General features: G+C 73.6%; 14 protein-coding genes. 10 read left to right on the top strand and 4 right to left on the bottom strand.

Features of this window, described 5'->3' with window-relative positions; genetic code table 11:
- The 6 genes from ACK4LS_RS13320 to ACK4LS_RS13345 all read left to right on the top strand — a co-directional run.
- The coding region (locus ACK4LS_RS13320) for a dihydrolipoamide acetyltransferase family protein (protein ID WP_409718097.1) at positions 1 to 1,229 on the top strand (1,229 nt) is incomplete at its 5' end.
- A 72-nt stretch (positions 1,230 to 1,301) separates the two neighbouring features.
- Positions 1,302 to 2,867 carry a carboxyl transferase domain-containing protein gene (locus ACK4LS_RS13325; RefSeq protein ID WP_409718099.1) on the top strand — a complete coding sequence of 522 codons (1,566 nt, stop codon included), beginning with the start codon at positions 1,302 to 1,304 and terminating at the stop codon, positions 2,865 to 2,867.
- Between the two features lie 5 nt (positions 2,868 to 2,872).
- Complete coding sequence (locus tag ACK4LS_RS13330; protein WP_409718102.1) at positions 2,873 to 4,972, top strand: biotin carboxylase N-terminal domain-containing protein; 2,100 nt, start codon at positions 2,873 to 2,875, stop codon at positions 4,970 to 4,972.
- Positions 4,969 to 6,147, top strand: coding sequence for an acyl-CoA dehydrogenase family protein (locus ACK4LS_RS13335; protein WP_409718105.1), 1,179 nt, complete (start codon positions 4,969 to 4,971; stop codon positions 6,145 to 6,147). Before ACK4LS_RS13330 ends, ACK4LS_RS13335 begins: the two co-directional genes overlap by 4 nt.
- Positions 6,144 to 6,611, top strand: coding sequence for a MaoC family dehydratase (locus ACK4LS_RS13340; protein WP_409718108.1), 468 nt, complete (start codon positions 6,144 to 6,146; stop codon positions 6,609 to 6,611). The genes ACK4LS_RS13335 and ACK4LS_RS13340 overlap by 4 nt, the downstream gene beginning before the upstream one ends.
- Complete coding sequence (locus ACK4LS_RS13345) at positions 6,608 to 7,444, top strand: HpcH/HpaI aldolase/citrate lyase family protein (RefSeq protein WP_409718111.1); 837 nt, start codon at positions 6,608 to 6,610, stop codon at positions 7,442 to 7,444. The genes ACK4LS_RS13340 and ACK4LS_RS13345 overlap by 4 nt, the downstream gene beginning before the upstream one ends.
- Positions 7,445 to 7,674: 230 nt before the next feature.
- On the opposite strand, the gene ACK4LS_RS13350 is transcribed toward ACK4LS_RS13345, so the two are convergent.
- Together ACK4LS_RS13350 and ACK4LS_RS13355 are read right to left on the bottom strand one after the other, a co-directional pair.
- Positions 7,675 to 8,262: a histidine phosphatase family protein gene (locus ACK4LS_RS13350; RefSeq protein WP_409718114.1), complete on the bottom strand. Its 588-nt coding sequence runs from the start codon at positions 8,260 to 8,262 to the stop codon at positions 7,675 to 7,677.
- 46 nt (positions 8,263 to 8,308) lie between these two features.
- Complete coding sequence (locus tag ACK4LS_RS13355) at positions 8,309 to 9,157, bottom strand: Sir2 family NAD-dependent protein deacetylase (RefSeq protein WP_409718117.1); 849 nt, start codon at positions 9,155 to 9,157, stop codon at positions 8,309 to 8,311.
- A 136-nt stretch (positions 9,158 to 9,293) separates the two neighbouring features.
- Between ACK4LS_RS13355 and ACK4LS_RS13360 the strand changes: the two genes are divergently transcribed.
- Both ACK4LS_RS13360 and ACK4LS_RS13365 read left to right on the top strand, forming a co-directional pair.
- On the top strand, positions 9,294 to 10,496 hold the full coding sequence (locus ACK4LS_RS13360; RefSeq protein WP_409718120.1) for an amidohydrolase family protein: 1,203 nt from the start codon (positions 9,294 to 9,296) through the stop codon (positions 10,494 to 10,496).
- A gap of 133 nt (positions 10,497 to 10,629) precedes the next feature.
- Positions 10,630 to 11,436, top strand: a complete 807-nt coding sequence (locus ACK4LS_RS13365; protein WP_409718123.1) for a TrmH family RNA methyltransferase — start codon at positions 10,630 to 10,632, stop codon at positions 11,434 to 11,436.
- A 194-nt stretch (positions 11,437 to 11,630) separates the two neighbouring features.
- Here the strand turns inward: ACK4LS_RS13365 and ACK4LS_RS13370 are convergent, their stop codons facing one another.
- Both ACK4LS_RS13370 and ACK4LS_RS13375 read right to left on the bottom strand, forming a co-directional pair.
- Positions 11,631 to 12,326, bottom strand: coding sequence for a hypothetical protein (locus ACK4LS_RS13370; RefSeq protein ID WP_409718126.1), 696 nt, complete (start codon positions 12,324 to 12,326; stop codon positions 11,631 to 11,633).
- Positions 12,323 to 13,183, bottom strand: a complete 861-nt coding sequence (locus ACK4LS_RS13375) for an SGNH/GDSL hydrolase family protein (RefSeq protein WP_409718129.1) — start codon at positions 13,181 to 13,183, stop codon at positions 12,323 to 12,325. The genes ACK4LS_RS13370 and ACK4LS_RS13375 overlap by 4 nt, the downstream gene beginning before the upstream one ends.
- Before the next feature lie 336 nt (positions 13,184 to 13,519).
- On the opposite strand from ACK4LS_RS13375, the gene ACK4LS_RS13380 reads away from it, so the two are divergent.
- Together ACK4LS_RS13380 and ACK4LS_RS13385 are read left to right on the top strand one after the other, a co-directional pair.
- The gene (locus ACK4LS_RS13380) at positions 13,520 to 15,646 is read left to right on the top strand and encodes a DEAD/DEAH box helicase (RefSeq protein WP_409718131.1); all 2,127 of its coding nucleotides are present in this window, start codon (positions 13,520 to 13,522) and stop codon (positions 15,644 to 15,646) included.
- A 219-nt stretch (positions 15,647 to 15,865) separates the two neighbouring features.
- A complete protein-coding gene (locus tag ACK4LS_RS13385) occupies positions 15,866 to 16,984 on the top strand; it encodes a VIT1/CCC1 transporter family protein (RefSeq protein ID WP_409718134.1) in 1,119 nt (372 codons plus the stop codon).
- The last annotated feature ends 71 nt before the right edge of the window (positions 16,985 to 17,055 follow it).

Below are 17,055 nucleotides of genomic sequence, written 5' to 3' on the forward strand. Positions count from 1 at the left end.
CCGACGGCGAGGGCCGCACCGAGACACCCGCACGCGCCGCCGAGACCGCCGCGGGCACGTCGGCCGCCCCGCCGGGTGACGACATCGCCGCCCGCGCGACTCCGAACCTGGTCGGATACGGCGCCGCGCCCGCCTCGGGAAGCCGGCCGAAGCGGCGAGCGCGCGGGGCCGGCACCGCGATCCTCGACGTCGACACCGCGGTGCGCGAGGCCGCGCCGCACGACGTGGTGCGCACGGGTCCCATCGACCTGCCGCTCGAGCGCCCCCGCTCCACCCCGCCGGTGCGCAAGCTCGCGAAGGACCTGGGCGTCGACCTCGTGCTGGTCGCCTCCGCCCACCCGGGCGAGACGGTGACGCGCGCGCACGTCGAGGAGTTCGCGGCGCGCACGCCCGTGGCATCCGGTCCGGCCTCCGTGCAGCAGGTGTCGACGGTCCCCCCGGCCGCCCCGCAGACGGGGACCGCCGCGCCGACGGCGGGGGACGCTTCCGCGGCGATCTCCGCCGGCCGCGACACGCGCGGCACCGCCGACAGGGTCACACGCACGCCGATCCGGGGCGTGCGGAAGCACACCGCGGCGGCGATGGTGCAGAGTGCCTTCACCGCCCCGCACGCCACCACGTTCCTCACGCTCGACGTCACCGCGACGACCGAGCTGCTGGCATCCCTCAAGACCGATCGGGCGCTGGACGGGCACCGCATCGGTGTGCTCGCGATCGTCGCGAAAGCGGTGTGCCTGGCCCTCGGGCGCACGCCGGCGGTGAACGCGCGGTGGGACGAGGCCGCCGGCGAGATCGTCGCGCACCACTACGTGAACCTCGGCATCGCCGCGGCGACCGAGCGCGGTCTCGTGGTACCGGTGATCCGGGATGCCGAGCGCCTGCCGCTCGTCGACCTCGCCGACGCGATCGCCGAGCTCGTCGCGACCGCCCGCGCCGGGCGCACCACCCCGGCCGACATGAGCGGGGGGACGTTCTCTATCACGAACGTCGGCGTCTTCGGCGTGGATGCCGGCACGCCCATCCTCAACCCGGGAGAGGCCGGGATCCTGGCCGTGGGCGCCGTGCGGCGCACGCCGTGGGAGCACCACGGCGAGATCGCCCTGCGCGACGTGCTGACCCTCAGCCTCTCGTTCGATCACCGCCTGGTCGACGGGGCCGAGGCGGCGCGGTTCCTCACCGACGTCGCCGGGGTGCTGCGCGAACCGGGGAGGGCGATGCTCCTGCGGTGACACCGCGACCCGATCACGCACCCTTCTCGAATCGACGGTCCGGCGACGACGCCGGCCCCGAACGGAGTCGCCATGAGCACAGCACCCGTCACGCAGGCGAGCCTCGCCGCCGCCCTCCGCGACACGCTCGTCCGCACCGCGCGCGGCGGGTCGGAGGCCGCACGCGCCCGCCACACGTCCCGCGGCAAGCTCCTCGCGCGAGAGCGGGTCGACCGCCTGCTCGACGAGGGGAGCCCGTTCCTCGAGGTCGCCCCCCTGGCCGCCCACGGTCTGTACGACGGCGCCGCACCGGCCGCGGGAGTGGTCGCGGGGATCGGTCTCGTGCACGGCCGACACGTGATGGTCGTCGCCAACGACGCCACCGTGAAGGGCGGGGCGTACTTCCCCCTGACGGTGAAGAAGCACCTGCGCGCGCAGGAGATCGCGCTCGAGAACCGCCTGCCGTGCGTGTACCTGGTCGACTCGGGCGGGGCGTTCCTCCCGCTGCAGGACGAGGTCTTCCCCGACCGCGAGCACTTCGGCCGCATCTTCCGCAACCAGGCGAAGCTCTCGGCTGCGGGGGTGTCGCAGATCGCCGCGGTGATGGGATCGTGCACCGCGGGTGGGGCGTACGTGCCGGCGATGAGCGACGAGAGCGTGATCGTGCGGGGCCAGGGCACGGTGTTCCTCGGCGGCCCGCCGCTGGTGAAGGCCGCGATCGGCGAGGACGTCACCGCCGAGCAGCTCGGCGGGGGCGACCTGCACGCCCGCCGCTCCGGAGTGGTCGACCACCTCGCCGCCGACGACGAGCACGCGCTCGAGATCGTGCGCGACATCGTGCGGACGCTGCCTCCCACCCCCGCTCCGGTGTGGGAGGTCGTCGCGCCCCGACCACCGGCGCGTGACCCGCTCGACCTTTACGACATCGTCCCCGCCGACGTGACGCAGCCCGTCGACATGCGCGCGATCATCGACACCCTGATCGACGCGGGCTCCCTGCACGAGTTCAAAGCCCTCTACGGCGAGACCGTCATCACCGCGTTCGCGCGCCTGCACGGCCACCCGATCGCCGTCGTCGCGAACGACGGCGTGCTCTTCAGCGAATCGGCGCTCAAGGCCGCCCACTTCGTCGAGCTCGCCGATCAGCGCGGCATCCCCCTGCTGTTCCTGCAGAACATCACCGGATTCATGGTGGGACGCGACGCCGAGGCCGGCGGCATCGCGAAGGACGGCGCCAAGATGGTCACCGCCGTCGCCACCACCCGCGTGCCGAAGCTCACCGTGCTCGTGGGCGGGTCGTACGGGGCCGGCAACTACGCCATGTGCGGGCGCGCCTACGACCCGCGGTTCCTGTGGAGCTGGCCCGCGAGCCGCATCTCGGTCATGGGCGGGGCGCAGGCGGCATCCGTGCTCTCCACCGTCACGCGCGATCAGCGCGCCGCCCGCGGCGAGGGATGGACGGATGCCGAGCAACAGGCGTTCGAGAACCCCATCCGCGCGCGCTACGAGGAGCAGGGCGACCCGTACTACGCCACCGCTCGACTGTGGGACGACGGCGTCATCGACCCCGTCGACACCCGCACGATGCTCGGACTCGCGCTCGACGTCGTCAGCCGCGTGCCGCTCGGAGGCCGCGGTTTCGGCCTCTTCCGGATGTGATCGAGATGTCCTCCACCCCCTCGACCTGCCCCTTCGACAGCGTCCTCGTCGCCAACCGCGGCGAGATCGCGCGCCGCGTGTTCCGGACGCTCCGTCGTCTCGGCATCCGATCGGTGGCCGTCTTCACCGACGCGGATGCCGATGCCCCCCACCCCCGTGAGGCCGATCACGCGGTGCGCGTGCCCTCGTATCTCGACGTCGACGCGGTCGTCGCGGCCGCGGTGTCGTCGGGGGCGGATGCCGTGCACCCGGGCTACGGGTTCCTCAGCGAGAACGCCGGCTTCGCCCGCGCGTGCGCGGCGGCGGGGGTCGTGTTCGTCGGACCGGGCGTCGAGGCGCTCGAGGTGATGGGCGACAAGATCCGCGCCAAGCAGCACGTCGCCGCCCACGACGTGCCGACCGTTCCAGGCTTCTCGGCGACGGGTCTCTCCGACCCGCAGATCGCGGCCGAGGCCGACCGGGTCGGATACCCGCTGCTCGTGAAGCCCTCCGCAGGCGGCGGCGGCAAGGGCATGACCGTCGCCACCGGCCCCGACGACCTCGCCGACGCCCTCGCCACCGCGCGCCGGGTCGCGGCCGCCGCCTTCGGCGACGACACCCTGCTGCTCGAGCGGCTGCTGCAGCGGCCGCGGCACATCGAGGTGCAAGTGCTCGCCGACGCGCACGGGACGACGCTCTCGCTCGGCGAGCGCGAGTGCACGCTGCAGCGGCGACACCAGAAGGTGATCGAGGAGGCGCCCTCCCCGGTCGTGGATGCCGCGGTGCGCGCGGCGCTGGGGGAGGCTGCGGTCGCCGCCGCCCGCAGCGTCGGCTACCTCGGCGCGGGCACCGTGGAGTTCCTCGTCGCGGGCGACCGACTCGATGAGCCCTTCTTCATCGAGATGAACACGCGCCTGCAGGTCGAGCACCCCGTGACCGAACTCGTCACGGGCATCGATCTCGTCGAGCAGCAGTTGCGGGTCGCCGCGGGCTTCGCGCTCGAGCTCGACGAGATCCGCCTCGACGGCCACGCCATCGAAGCGCGCGTGTACGCCGAGACGCCCTCGCGCGGATACCTGCCCGCCACCGGGACCGTGACCTACTGGCATCCGGGAGACGCCCGCGTCGACAGCGCGGTCGAGACAGGAAGCGTCGTCAGCGCGCTCTACGACCCGATGATCGCCAAGGTCATCGCCCACGGCCCCGATCGCGAGACCGCTCTGGCCCGGCTCGACGCCGCGCTCGCGGGAACGGTGGTGCTCGGCGTCGACACCAACCTCTCCGATCTGCGCGCCCTGCTCGCCGACCCCGCCGTCCGCGCGGGACACCTCGACACGGGACTGCTCGACCGGCGGCGAACCCCCGAGGCCCCGCAACCCCCGACAGACGCGCTCGCCGCGGTCGCCGCGCGGGTGGTGGCCGTGGCGGATGCCGGGACCTCGGGCGACGGCTCGGTCTGGGACCGCGTCGGGCCATGGCGTGCCGGGGGTGCGTCGGTGTCTCGGACGGTGTCGCTCGAAGACGACGGCGGGCGCGTGCACGCTGTCGCCCCGGCGCAGGTCGATGCGATCGTCACGGGCGGGCCGGTCGAGTACTGGGTGCACGCCGACGGCGGAGCGCACCGCCTGCGCGTGGTCTCGCGCCGTGCCGCCGCCGAGCGCCGACGCGCGGGCGCGGGGCGAGCGCCGGGTACCGTCGACCCCGACCTCGTCGCACCGCTGCCCGGCACCGTGGTCGCCGTGCACGCCGCGGAGGGCGACGCGGTCGAGGCGGGAGCCCGGCTGGTCACGATCGAGGCGATGAAGATGGAGCACACGGTGACCTCCCCCCACGCGGGGACGGTGCGTCTGCGCACGTCGCCGGGCGCGCAGGTCGCGCGCGACGCGGTGGTCGCGACGGTGACGCCCCGGGCCCCCGAGCCCGTGGAGGGGGCGACGCGCGAGCCCGCGCGCACACCCTCAGCGATGCGCGCAACCTCCGTCGCCGAGGCGCCCCCCGAGGCGGAGGATGCGCGCATCGCGGAGGATACGCACGCCGACGTCGCGTCGTCGTCCCCCGAATCGGAAGATCCCGCCGGCATCCCGGCATCCGCCCCCACCCCTTCCCCCGAGGAGAACCACTCGTGAGCATCGACAGTCAGCAGTCCTTCACCGACGACGAGCGCGAGCTGAGCGCGATGGTGCGCGAGTTCGCCGAGGAGGTGATCGCGCCCCGCTCCTACGAGGCCGACCGCGCACACGAACTGCCCCTCGACCTCGTCGAGCAGATGGGTGACCTCGGTCTGTTCGGCCTGCCCTTCCCCGAGGAGGTCGGGGGGCAGGGCGGCGACTACGCGAGCCTCTGCGTCGCCATCGAGGGCATCGCGCGCGTCGACCAGTCGATGGCGATCACCCTCGAGGCGGGAGTGGGCCTGGGCGCCATGCCGATCCACCGCTACGGCTCGGAGGCGCAGAGGGCCGAATACCTGCCCGACCTCGTCGCCGGGCGCGCGCTGGCCGGGTTCGGTCTCACCGAGGCCGAGGCCGGCAGCGACGCCGGCGCCACGCGCACCTCCGCGCGCCTCGAGGGCGAGGAATGGGTGATCGACGGGTCGAAACAGTTCATCACCAACTCCGGAACAGCCATCACCCGCTTCGTCACCGTCACCGCGGTGACCGGGCGCTCCGAGGCGGGGCGGCCGGAGATCTCGACGATCATCGTGCCGAACGGCACGCCCGGGTTCACCGTCGGCCCCGCCTACGACAAGGTCGGCTGGAACGCCTCCGACACCCACCCGCTCACCTTCGACGGGGTACGCGTTCCCGTGGAGAACCTCCTCGGCGAGCGCGGCCACGGGTTCAAGAACTTCCTGCGCACGCTCGACGAGGGGCGCGTCGCGATCGCCGCCCTGGCGACGGGCGCGGCGGAGGGGTGCCTGGAGGCCGCCGTCGACTACGCGCGCAGCCGCACCGTGTTCGGCGAGCGCCTCTCCACGCGGCAGAGCATGCAGTTCCTGCTCGCGCGCATGCACGCCCGCGTGCACACCGCGCGCCTGGCGTGGGTGCACGCCGCGCGCCTGTGCGACGCCGGCAAGCCGTTCTCGGTGGATGCCGCGGTGGCCAAGATGACGGCGAGCGACGCGGCGATGGCCAATGCGCGCGACGCGACGCAGGTGTTCGGTGGAAACGGGTTCATCAACGAGTACCCCGTCGCGCGCCACTACCGCGACTCGAAGATCCTCGAGATCGGCGAGGGCACGACCGAGGTGCAGCTCATGGTGATCTCGCGTGCGCTGGGGCTCACGGGTACCGTAGCGGCATGATCGAGCAGCGCGGCCTGTTTCTGGAGGAGTTCGTCGTCGGCGAGAGGTACGCGCACCGCCCCGGTCGTACCGTCACCGATGCCGACAACGTGCTGTTCACCACCCTCACGATGAACGCGCAGGCACTGCACCTGGATGCCGCCTTCGCCGCGACCCAGCCCTTCGGCAGACCGCTCGTGAACTCGATGTGGACGCTGGCGACGCTCGTCGGCCTGTCGGTCGCGCAGCTCACGCAGGGGACCCTCGTCGCCCAGCTGGGCCTCACCGACGTGAGCTTCCCCGCGCCCCTGTTCGTCGGCGACACGCTCACGGCCGAGACCGAGGTCGTGTCGGTGCGGCCCTCGGCATCCCGCCCCGGTCAGGGTGTCGTCGTGATGGCGCACACGGGACGCTCGCAGAACGACGAGGTGGTGGCGACCGCGACGCGCACGGTGCTGATGTGGGCGCAGGAGGCGAGGGCGTGAGCGGCGCGCACCCCGACTCCCGCCCGGGCACCCGACCGTTCGCCCTCGGGCCGGCGCTGCTGTTCGTGCCCGGTGATCGCCCGGAGCGGCTGGCGAAAGCCCTCGACCGGGCCGATGCCGCGATCCTCGACCTCGAGGATGCGGTCGCCGGGCACGCCAAGACCGTCGCCCGCGAGGCCATGGTCGCCGCCGATCCCGATCCCGACCGCGTCATCGTGCGGGTCAACGGGCCCGAGACCGAACACTTCGCCCGTGATCTCGCGGCACTGGCGCACACCCGCGTCCGCACCGTGATGGTCGCCAAGGCCGAGGACCCGGCATTCCTCGCTCCTCTCGGGGACTACGACGTCATCGCCCTCTGCGAGACCGCCCGCGGGGTCGTGCACGCGGAGCAGCTCGCCGCCGTGCCCCACGTCGTCGCGCTCATGTGGGGCGCCGAAGACCTCGTCGCGAGCCTCGGCGGCACCTCCAGCAGGTTCGCCGACGCCACCTACCGCGACGTCGCCCGCCTCGCCCGTGCGCGCGTGCTGCTGGCCGCCGGGGCGTTCGGCAAGCGCGCGATCGACGCCGTCCACGTCGACATCGGCGACCTCGAGGGTCTCTCCACCGAAGCCCAGGATGCCGCGGCCTCGGGATTCGCCGCCACCGCGTGCATCCACCCGGGGCAGGTCGAGACGATCCGGGCGGCCTATGCGCCCACGGCCGAACAGCTGCGGTGGGCGCACGGCGTGCTCGCGGAGGCCGAGGGCGGCGCGTTCCGCTTCGAGGGCCGCATGATCGACGAGCCGATCCTGCGCCACGCGCGATCGCTGGTGGCGCGGGCGGGGAGGTGACCCGAACGCGCGCGTGAGGTGGCCGCGCCCCGGGGACCGTGCCGCCCGCGGGCGGGGTGGGCCCGGACGCGCCGCCGGGTGGGGAGGCGGCTGCGCCTGGCGGAGCCATCGGCGGCAGGCGCAGCGTACCCGGTCCCGTCGACAGACTCAGGGCCTCGGCCGGGGTGAGGGACCTCCGTCGCGTTCACGGCCCGCCGGGGTCGGGGAGCCGCATCCTTGCGGTGCGGTCGTCAGCTCGCGACGCCCGCGTACGCGAGCATCTCCCACGCCTCGCCGTCGAGACGGAAGGTCGTGGCCGAGCAGTTCGGCAGGCGCTCGCCGGGGCGGGGCAACTCCCCGTCGGTGGCGAACAGGATGACCTCGCGGATGAGCGCGCCGTGCGCGACGGCGATCACGTCGACGTCGTCGGGGGCCGCGGTCACGGCCTCGGCGATCGCGGCGAGCGCGCGCTCGCGGACGACGGGCCAGGTCTCGGCACCGGGCACGTCGGCGGCGTGCCACGGACCGTAGGCGTCGGCGAAGGTCAGGGCGTCCATCCCCTCGGCATCCCCGTACGACCGCTCCCGCAGGCCGGGCAGGCGCCGCGACACGCTCGTGCCGAGGGCCGCGGCGATCACGTCGGCCGTCTCGGCCGCGCGCGACAGGTCGCTGGAGACCACGACGACCTCGCGGCCGGCGTACTGCGCGGCGAGGGTCTCGGCCACCTCGCCGGCCTGGGCGCGGCCGGTGGCGTTGAGGGGGATGTCGGTCGAGCCCTGAATGCGACCTCCGGCGTTCCAGTCGGTCTCACCGTGTCGCACAAGAGTCAGGATCGTCACGGTTCGAGCCTAACCGCCGTCGCCGCCGCGAACTCCCGGGAGCCCTTCAGAGCAGGCCCGGCAGCCTCTCGGCGAACGCGCGGAGAACGTCGGTCGTGCCGCCGTCGATCTTCACCGCCGCGCGCTGGTCGGCCCGCGTCTCGCCGCGGTTGACGATCACGACGGGCAGGCGCTTGCGGCGCGCCCGCTCCACGAGCCGGATGCCGGAGTTGACCACGAGCGACGACCCCGCCACCACGAGGGCGTCGCTGGCGTGCACGAGCTGCTCGGCCTCGCGGAACTTCTCGACCGGGATGTACTCGCCGAAGAACACCACGTCGGGCTTGAGCGTTCCGCCGCACACCGAGCACACCGGCACGACGAAACCGTCGGCCGAGGCCGGCGTGACGTCGCCGTCGGGACCGAGCTCGACGTTCTCGGGGAGGCTGATCCACGGGTTGGCGGCCTCCACGCGCTCGGCGAGGTCGCGACGGTCGAACACCTGCCCGCAGTGCAGGCACCCCACCCGGCGCATGGTCCCGTGCAGCTCGACCACCCGCCCGCTGCCGGCCCGCACGTGCAGACCGTCGACGTTCTGCGTGATCACGCCGTTCGCCACGCCCGCGGACTCCAGGTCGGCGAGGGCGCGATGACCGTCGTTCGGACGGGCGGCGGCGAACACCTTCCAGCCCAGGTGGCTGCCCACCCAGTAACGGCGCCGCGCCTCGGCACTGGCGAGGAACTGCTGGCCGGTCATCGGCGTGCGCGTGGGTGCACCCTTGCCGCGATAGTCGGGGATGCCGGAATCGGTGGACACGCCCGCGCCCGTGAGCACGGCCACACGTCGACCGGCGAGAACCTCGACGGCCCGATCGATGGATGCCGAGAACCCGGCATCCTCCGTCGTGTCGGTCATGCGCACCTCCGTCTCATCGAGTCTATGGCGGGGCGCCGCCGCCGGCTGCCGCGTGACCCCCCGTCGGGTGCCCGCGACACTCGGGCGTCTCGGACTCTCGACCCGCGGGAGCCGGGGCGGCGCGGATAATGAACCGATGACCCCCGTTGCTCCTCCGGCCATGCTCGACGTCACCTGCCTCCGCCGTGTGCGGCCCTGGGGAGGGGCGCCCGTCGACATCGACATCGCCGGTGAGCGCATCGCCGCGATCCGCCCCGCGGGCACCGACCCGATCGGCGTGCGGGAGTTCGACGGGCGGGGCCTGCTCGCCCTCCCCGGCCTCGTGAACGCCCACGCCCACGTCGACAAGTCGTGGTGGGGCCTGCCCTGGCAGTCGTACGGCGGCGAGGGGTCCACCGAAGGGCGCATCCGCCACGAGCGTGCCCAGCGCGACGCCCTCGGCATCCCCTCGGTCGAGCGGGTCGCGTCGGTGCTGCGCGAGCTCGTGCGCCACGGCACAACGGCGGTCCGCACCCACGTCGACGTCGACCTCGGGCTGGGCCTGCGCGGCATCGACCTCGTCGAGGAGGCCGCGGCCGCCTACGACGGTGCGCTCGAGGTGCAGATCGTCGCCTTCCCGCAGGACGGCGTGCTGCGCCGCCCCGGGGTCCTCGACCTGCTGCGCGCCGCCGCCGCGCGCGACAGCGTGCGCTGGATCGGCGGCCTCGATCCGGCATCCATCGATCGGGACCCCGTCGGCCAGATCGACGCCCTCACGGCGCTCGCCGAAGACACCGGCGTCGGCGTCGACATCCACCTACACGACCCCGCGGAGCTCGGGGCGTTCCAGATCGAGCTGCTGATCGACCGTGCCCAGCGCCGAGGCCTGGGTGGCCGGGTCAACATCGCCCACGGTTTCGCCGTCGCCCAGCTCGACCCCGCGCGCCGGCACGACCTGCTCGCCGCGATGGGCGAGGCCGGTCTCACGATGACCACCGTCGCCCCGCCGCGCCTGCCGCAGCTGCCGCTGGGCGATCTCGACGCCGCCGGGGTGGGCCTGGGGCTCGGCACCGACGGCATCCGCGACCTCTGGAGCCCCTACGGCACCGGAGACACCCTCGGCATCGCCGCGCAGTACGCCCGAGCCGGCGGTCTCGTGCGCGACGACGAGCTGCGACGCGTCGTGCAGCTCGTCACCAGCGCCGCGGGGTGGGCCGTCGGCCGCGACACCCACGACCTCGTCGAGGGTGCCCGCGCCGACATCGTGCTCCTGGATGCCGAGAACCCGATGGACGCACTGGTGCGCCAGCCCGAGCGCGCGCTCGTGATCGCCGGGGGGCGAGCACTGCACGTGGCCTGAGGGCCCGGCCGCGGCATTACCCGCGAACGCGATCGGACCCTCCGGACAGGCCGCGGCGGCGAGCGTGCAACGGCGGTCCCGCACGCTCGGCGATCGGCGGAGGAACAGCCTCGGGGGCTGGCACGATGGGACGATGCCCGTCATCCCGCTCGCCTCCGCCGACGACCCACGACTCGCCGACTACCGCGACCTCACCGACGTGTCGCTGCGCCGCGTGACCGAGCCCGCGGGCGGGCTCTACATCGCCGAGTCGTCGAAGGTGCTCGACCGGGCCCTGCGGGCCGGACACCGCCCGCGCTCCGTTCTCGTGCAGGAGAAGTTCCTCGCCGACGCCCTCGCCCTCGTCGGCCCGGATGTCGAGGTGTACGTCGTCCCGGCGGAGATCGCCGAGCAGGTCACCGGCTACACGGTGCACCGCGGGCTGCTGGCATCCATGCACCGCCCGGCGCTGGCATCCGTGGAGGAGGTCGTGGAGAACGCACGCCTCGTCGTCGTGCTCGAGGACATCGTCGATCACACCAACATCGGCGCCGCGTTCCGCTCCGCTGCCGCCTTGGGTGCGGATGCCGTCCTCGTGACGCCGCGGTGCGCCGACCCGCTCTACCGCCGCAGCGTGCGCGTGAGCATGGGCACGGTGTTCCAGGTGCCGTGGACCCGCCTGCCCGAGTGGTCGGAGGCGACGCCGCTCCTGCACGACGCCGGCCTGCACCTCGCCGCCCTCGCGCTCTCCGACGACGCGATCACCCTCGACGCCTTCTCGGCCGCCGGGCACGAGCGCGTCGCCCTGCTGCTCGGCGCCGAGGGCGACGGCCTGAGCCGCCACGCGCTCGCCGCGGCCGACAGCGTCGTGACGATCCCGATGGCCGGGGGAGTGGACTCGCTCAACGTCGCCGCCGCCAGCGCCGTGGCGCTGTGGGAGCTGGGGCGCGGGCGGCGCTGACGCCGAGGGAGCCGACCCGCGGACGGGCCGACGCCTGACGCTCCCGTGCGGGCCGAGAGGGCGCCCGCGGGGTGGGGTGCGGGCGGGGTGGGATGCGGACGGGGTGGGATGCGGGCGGCGCCGACCCGGGCGACGCGCACCTCGGCCGCGGCGGCACCGCTCCTCGCGGCGTCGGAGGCCCGGCGATCCGCGTGTCAGACCGAGGTCGACGGCTCGTCGGGCGAGCGCTCCCGCATCCAGCGTTCCGAGTCGGCGGCGGCGCACACGCGCGGGTCGGGGTCGTTCTCGAGCGCCGTGAGCAGCTCGTCGGCGAGGCCGGGGGAGCCGACCAGGAACCAGCGTTCCACGACCGACCCGTCGACGACGATGCGTCGGTCCCGCGCCTCGTCGGGGGTGAATCCTTCCTCGGGGGTGTCGGCGCGCTCGATGGCCAACTGCAGGTGCGCGGGGAGGGTGCCCGGTCCGGCGGGCGTCTCGGGCGCGGTGAACAGCGAGACGACCACGCCGCGCCCGCGCCACTGGAGCCAGTCGATCTCGTCGGCGTCCCAGCGTTCATCGTCGACCGACCACCGCGACCAATCGGGTCCCTCGGTCTCGAAACGCCATCCGTCGGCATCCGCCGTGAGGGCCGCCGCGACCGACAGGGCCGCCCGTCGAACCTCGCGAGCGTCGCCGTCGAGGAACACCGACACGGCCGGTGCCCACGCCGACGAGAGCACGTCCCACCCGCCGGCGCTGAAGCGCCCGCTCTCGACCTCCGGCGTCCACCCGGCGTCGACGAGCCCCTCGGCCAGCGACTCCGCATCCCGGAGGAGGGTGTCGGCGTCGGCGGCGTCGAGGAGAGCGACCACGGCGCCGGGGATCACGGCGTCGACCCCCACGCCCGTCATGCGTGCCTCCCGCGCGAGCCCGCGGCATCCGGACCCGGGGCCAGGGTGATCACCGGCAGGGGCTCGGGACGTTTGGCGTGCACGTGATCGCCCGACGACTGGTGACGCAGGCGTCGCAGCACCCACGGCATGAGATACGACCGCGCCCACACGAGATCTTTCTCGCGCGCCGCGCGCCACGTGGTGGCGGTGACGGCCTCGGGCTGCATCGGCTGCAGGTCGTTGGGCACGTTCAGCGCGCGGAGCACCATGCGGGCCACCTCGTGGTGGCCCAGGGTGTTGTAGTGCAGGCGGTCGTCGTCGAAGAAGCGCATGTCCTGCACCGACTTGAGCGCCCACTGATCGGCCACGACGCAGTCGTTCGCGTCGGCGATCGCCCGGATGTTCTCGTTGTAGATCGCGACCTTGCCCCGGATGCCGCGGAACACCGGGGTGAACTCGGTGTCGATCCCGGTGAAGACCACGACGGTGGCGTCGTCTCGACGCAGGCGCACGACGGCGTCTTCGAACTGCCGGGCGACGGCATCGGGATCGGTGCCCGGGCGGATGACGTCGTTGCCCCCGGCGGAGAAGGTGACGAGGTCGGGCTTCAGGGCCATCGCCGGCTCGATCTGCTCGGCCACGATCTGCCCGATGAGTCTGCCCCGCACGGCGAGGTTGGCGTACGCGAAGTCGTCGACCTGGGATGCCAGCACCTCGGCCACGCGATCGGCCCAGCCGCGGTGACCGCCGTCGGGCAGCGGGTCGCCGATCCCCTCGGTGAACGAGTCGCCGAGGGCGACGAAGCGGCGCCACGGGTGCGGGCCGGCGTTGTCGGGCGAGGACGGGGTGCGGGGCGAGCGCGGATCGAGTGTCATTCGAAACCTCCACCCCCAGGCTATCCCCGGCCCCCGACACGGCAAGGGCGGATGCCGCCGCCGCGGGTGGGGCGCGGCACCGCCTGTGGGGTGCTCCGGTCGCTGCGGGTGGGCGCGCCGCCGCGGCGCCATGCGTGGGGTGTGCCGGTCGGTGCGGGTGGGCGCGCCGCGGCGGCGCATAAACGGGGTCTGCGCCGATAAACGCGGTGTCAGCGCGTTTCTGCGCGCGGATCGTGTTTATCGCCGGTCGGAGGTCGGATCCGTCCCCAGCCCCGCGCGCCGCCGCCCGACGGTGACCTATCGTTGATGTTCGCGCTCGCGCAGGATGGAGGTTCGATGCTGGAAGAAGAAGCCCGCTCCTCGGCCCTCCCGCACATGAACCCTTCCGACGCTTCGGCGGTCTCCCGCATCGCGAGTCCCGGTCCTGTCGCGAGTCCCGGTCCCGTCGCGAGTCCCGGTCCCGTCGCGAGTCCCGGTCCTGTCGCGGGCCCCGGCCCCACCGCCGGTCCCGCCCCCGCGGCGAGCGCGCCCGCCACCGCCCCGCCCCTCGACCCCTCCCACGCCACTGCTCCCGTCGCTGACGAACCGGCCCCCGGGGCCGTCCCCGACGCGGGCCTCACCGGCGACCTCGACGGCACCGAACCCCACTTCGGCTCCTTCGCCGCCGAGCACCTCTCGCCGTCGTTCCCGCAGCGCGCGCCGTGGGGAACCGCGCAACGACTGCGCGCCTGGCAGGCCGAAGCGCTCGACCTCTACTTCGGCCTCGACGGACCCGACGGCGAGGGCAAGGGCCCTCGCGACTTCCTCGCCGCCGCCACCCCCGGCGCCGGCAAGACCACCTTCGCCCTCCGCCTCGCCAGCGAGCTCATGCGCCGCCGCGTCGTCGACCGGATCGTCGTCGTCGCCCCCACCGAGCATCTCAAGACCCAGTGGGCCGAAGCCGCGGCGCGCGTCGGCATCCGCCTCGACCCGTTCTTCTCCAACCGCCATGCCACGCCGTCGCGCCAGTACCACGGCGTCGCGGTCACGTACGCCCAGGTGGCGGTCAAGGCCGAGGTGCACCAGCGCCTGACGATGGACGCCCGCACCCTCGTGATCCTCGACGAGGTGCACCACGGCGGCGACGCCCTCAGCTGGGGCGACGCCCTGCGCGAGGCCTACAGTCGCGCCACCCGCCGCCTGCTGCTGTCGGGGACCCCGTTCCGCAGCGACACCGCGCCCATCCCCTTCGTGGAGTACCACCCGAACGCCAAGGGCATCCGCCTCTCGCGCACCGATTACGCCTACGGCTACCGCCGTGCCCTCGACGACGGCGTGGTGCGTCCCGTCTTCTTCCTCGTCTACGCGGGCCAGATGCGCTGGCGCACCAAGGCCGGCGAAGAGATGGAAGCCCAGCTCGGTCAGGACAACACGAAGGACATCACGTCCCAGGCGTGGCGAACCGCGCTCGACCCGAACGGCGACTGGATCCCGGCGGTCCTGCGCTCCGCCGACCGGCGCCTCACCGAGGTGCGCGAGACGGTCCCGGATGCCGGGGGCCTGGTCATCGCGACCGACCAGACCGCCGCGCGCGCCTACGCCGCCATCCTCGAAGACATCAGCGGCGAGAAGGTCACCGTCGTGCTCTCCGACGAGGCCGAGGCCTCCGGCCGCATCGAGACGTTCTCGAAGGGGACGAGCCGATGGATGGTCGCCGTGCGCATGGTGTCGGAGGGCGTCGACGTGCCCCGCCTCGCGGTCGGCGTCTACGCCACCAGCGCGTCGACCCCGCTCTTCTTCGCCCAGGCCATCGGCCGTTTCGTGCGCGCGAGGCGCCGGGGTGAGACGGCGAGCGTCTTCCTCCCCAACGTGCCTCAGCTCCTCGCCCTCGCCGGCGAGATGGAGGCACAGCGCGACCACGCCCTCGACCGCGACAGCGACGCGGAAGACCAGTGGAACGCCGAAGAAGACATGATGGATGCCGCCGAGCGCGAGGACAAAGCCTCCGACGCGCTCGAGCAGGAATTCGAGTACCAGGCGCTCGGCTCGCTCGCGCACTTCGACCGCGTGCTGTTCGACGGACAGGAGTTCGGCCAGCTCGCTGTGCCCGGGACGATCGAGGAGGAGGAGTTCCTCGGCATCCCGGGTCTTCTCGAGCCCGAGCAGGTGCACGAGGTGCTCATGTCGCGCGCGACGCGGCAGTCGCGCCATCGCTCCACGCGTGAGGCGACCGAGAAGGAGAGCGGCGTCGAGCCGCCGTCCGTCGACGACGGCGGACTCCCGGCGCCTCTGCATCGCACCCTGAAGGAGCAGCGGCAGCTGCTGAACACCATGGTCGGCCTCTACGCCCGCCAGAGCGGCGAGCCGCACGGTCTCGTGCACGCCGAACTCCGCCGCATCTGCGGTGGCCCCGCGGTGTCGCACGCGACCGTGGCGCAGCTGCAGGCGCGCATCGACGTGCTGCGCCGGCGCGTTCACTCCTGAGGCGCGGACGTCGGCGCCCGGGCGCTTGCGAACGCTCCGTGGTGCGGCCCGGCACTGCGCGAGACGTTCCCGCGGCGCGGAGCGCCCCCGCGCGACACCTCGCATCACCGCCGTTTCGCGGCCCCGAAATGCTGGCATCCGGCCCGTGGCATCCGCGTCGTTCCGGGCTTCGGAGGCCCGAAATGCTGTCAGTATCGGTCGACGCGCCCGGGGAAGCGGATGGGCCTCACTACCGTAGGGGCGACCCGAAGGAGACCTGTGACGACCCTCGCCACACCCACCGCTCGTGATCGACGCCGCTGGGCGCGCTATCTCGTCGACGAACGCGCTGAGGCACGCGTCTACCGCGAGCTGGCCTCGCGCCGTACCGGTGAGGAGCGCGACATCCTGCTCGAGCTCGCCGAGGCCGAGGGTCGGCACGAGCAGCACTGGATCGACCTTCTCGGGGAGGCGCCGAAGCGCTTGCCCTCGCCCGGGATCGGCACGCGCCTGCTGGCGTGGATGGCGCGTCGGTTCGGCTCGATCTTCGTGCTCGCACTCGCCCAGAACGCCGAAGCGCGCTCGCCCTACGCCGACGAGCCCTACGCCACCGCCGCGATGGCCGCCGACGAGCGCGTGCACCACGAGGTCGTGCGCGGCCTCGCCGCGCGCGGACGCCGTCGCCTCTCGGGCACTTTCCGCGCCGCCGTGTTCGGCGCCAACGACGGCCTCGTGTCGAACCTCGCGCTCGTGATGGGGGTGGGCGCCACCGGCGTCGCGCCGAGCTTCGTGCTGTTCAGCGGTATCGCGGGTCTGCTCGCGGGGGCGCTGTCGATGGGCGCCGGCGAGTTCGTGTCGGTCCGCTCGCAGCGCGAACTGCTCGAAGCCACCGAGGAGAGCGACTTCGCCGACTCGGCCCTGCCGCACCTCGACCTGGATGCCAACGAGCTCGCCCTCGTGTACCGCACGCGCGGCATGAACGCCGACGCCGCGCTCGACAAGGCGCGCGAGGTCGTCACCGCCGCTCAGGCCGGGAGCGCCCCGGTGGCCGCGGCGCCGGGGGAGTCGTCGCACGACGTCGTCGGCAGCGCGTGGGGCGCCGCCCTGTCGAGCTTCCTCTTCTTCGCCTCCGGCGCAATCATCCCGGTGCTGCCGTGGATCTTCGGGCTGTCGGGCCTCGGCGCCGTCGCGCTGGCACTGGGCTTGGTCGGCATCGCGCTGCTGGCGACGGGAGCCATGGTCGGCCTGCTCTCGGGAGCGTCACCGCTCAAGCGCGGGCTGCGTCAGCTCGCGATCGGTTTCGGCGCGGCCGCGGTCACGTACGTGCTCGGTCTGCTGTTCGGTGTGTCGGCGGCCTGACCTCCGGGGATGCCGCCCCTCGCGCTCGCGCCGCCGGGCCCGGCCGCCGGCTCGCGCCGCCGGGCCCGGCC

Origin of the sequence: Microbacterium sp. (assembly GCF_046295495.1) — a bacterium.
Taxonomy (GTDB): Bacteria; Actinomycetota; Actinomycetes; order Actinomycetales; family Microbacteriaceae; genus Microbacterium.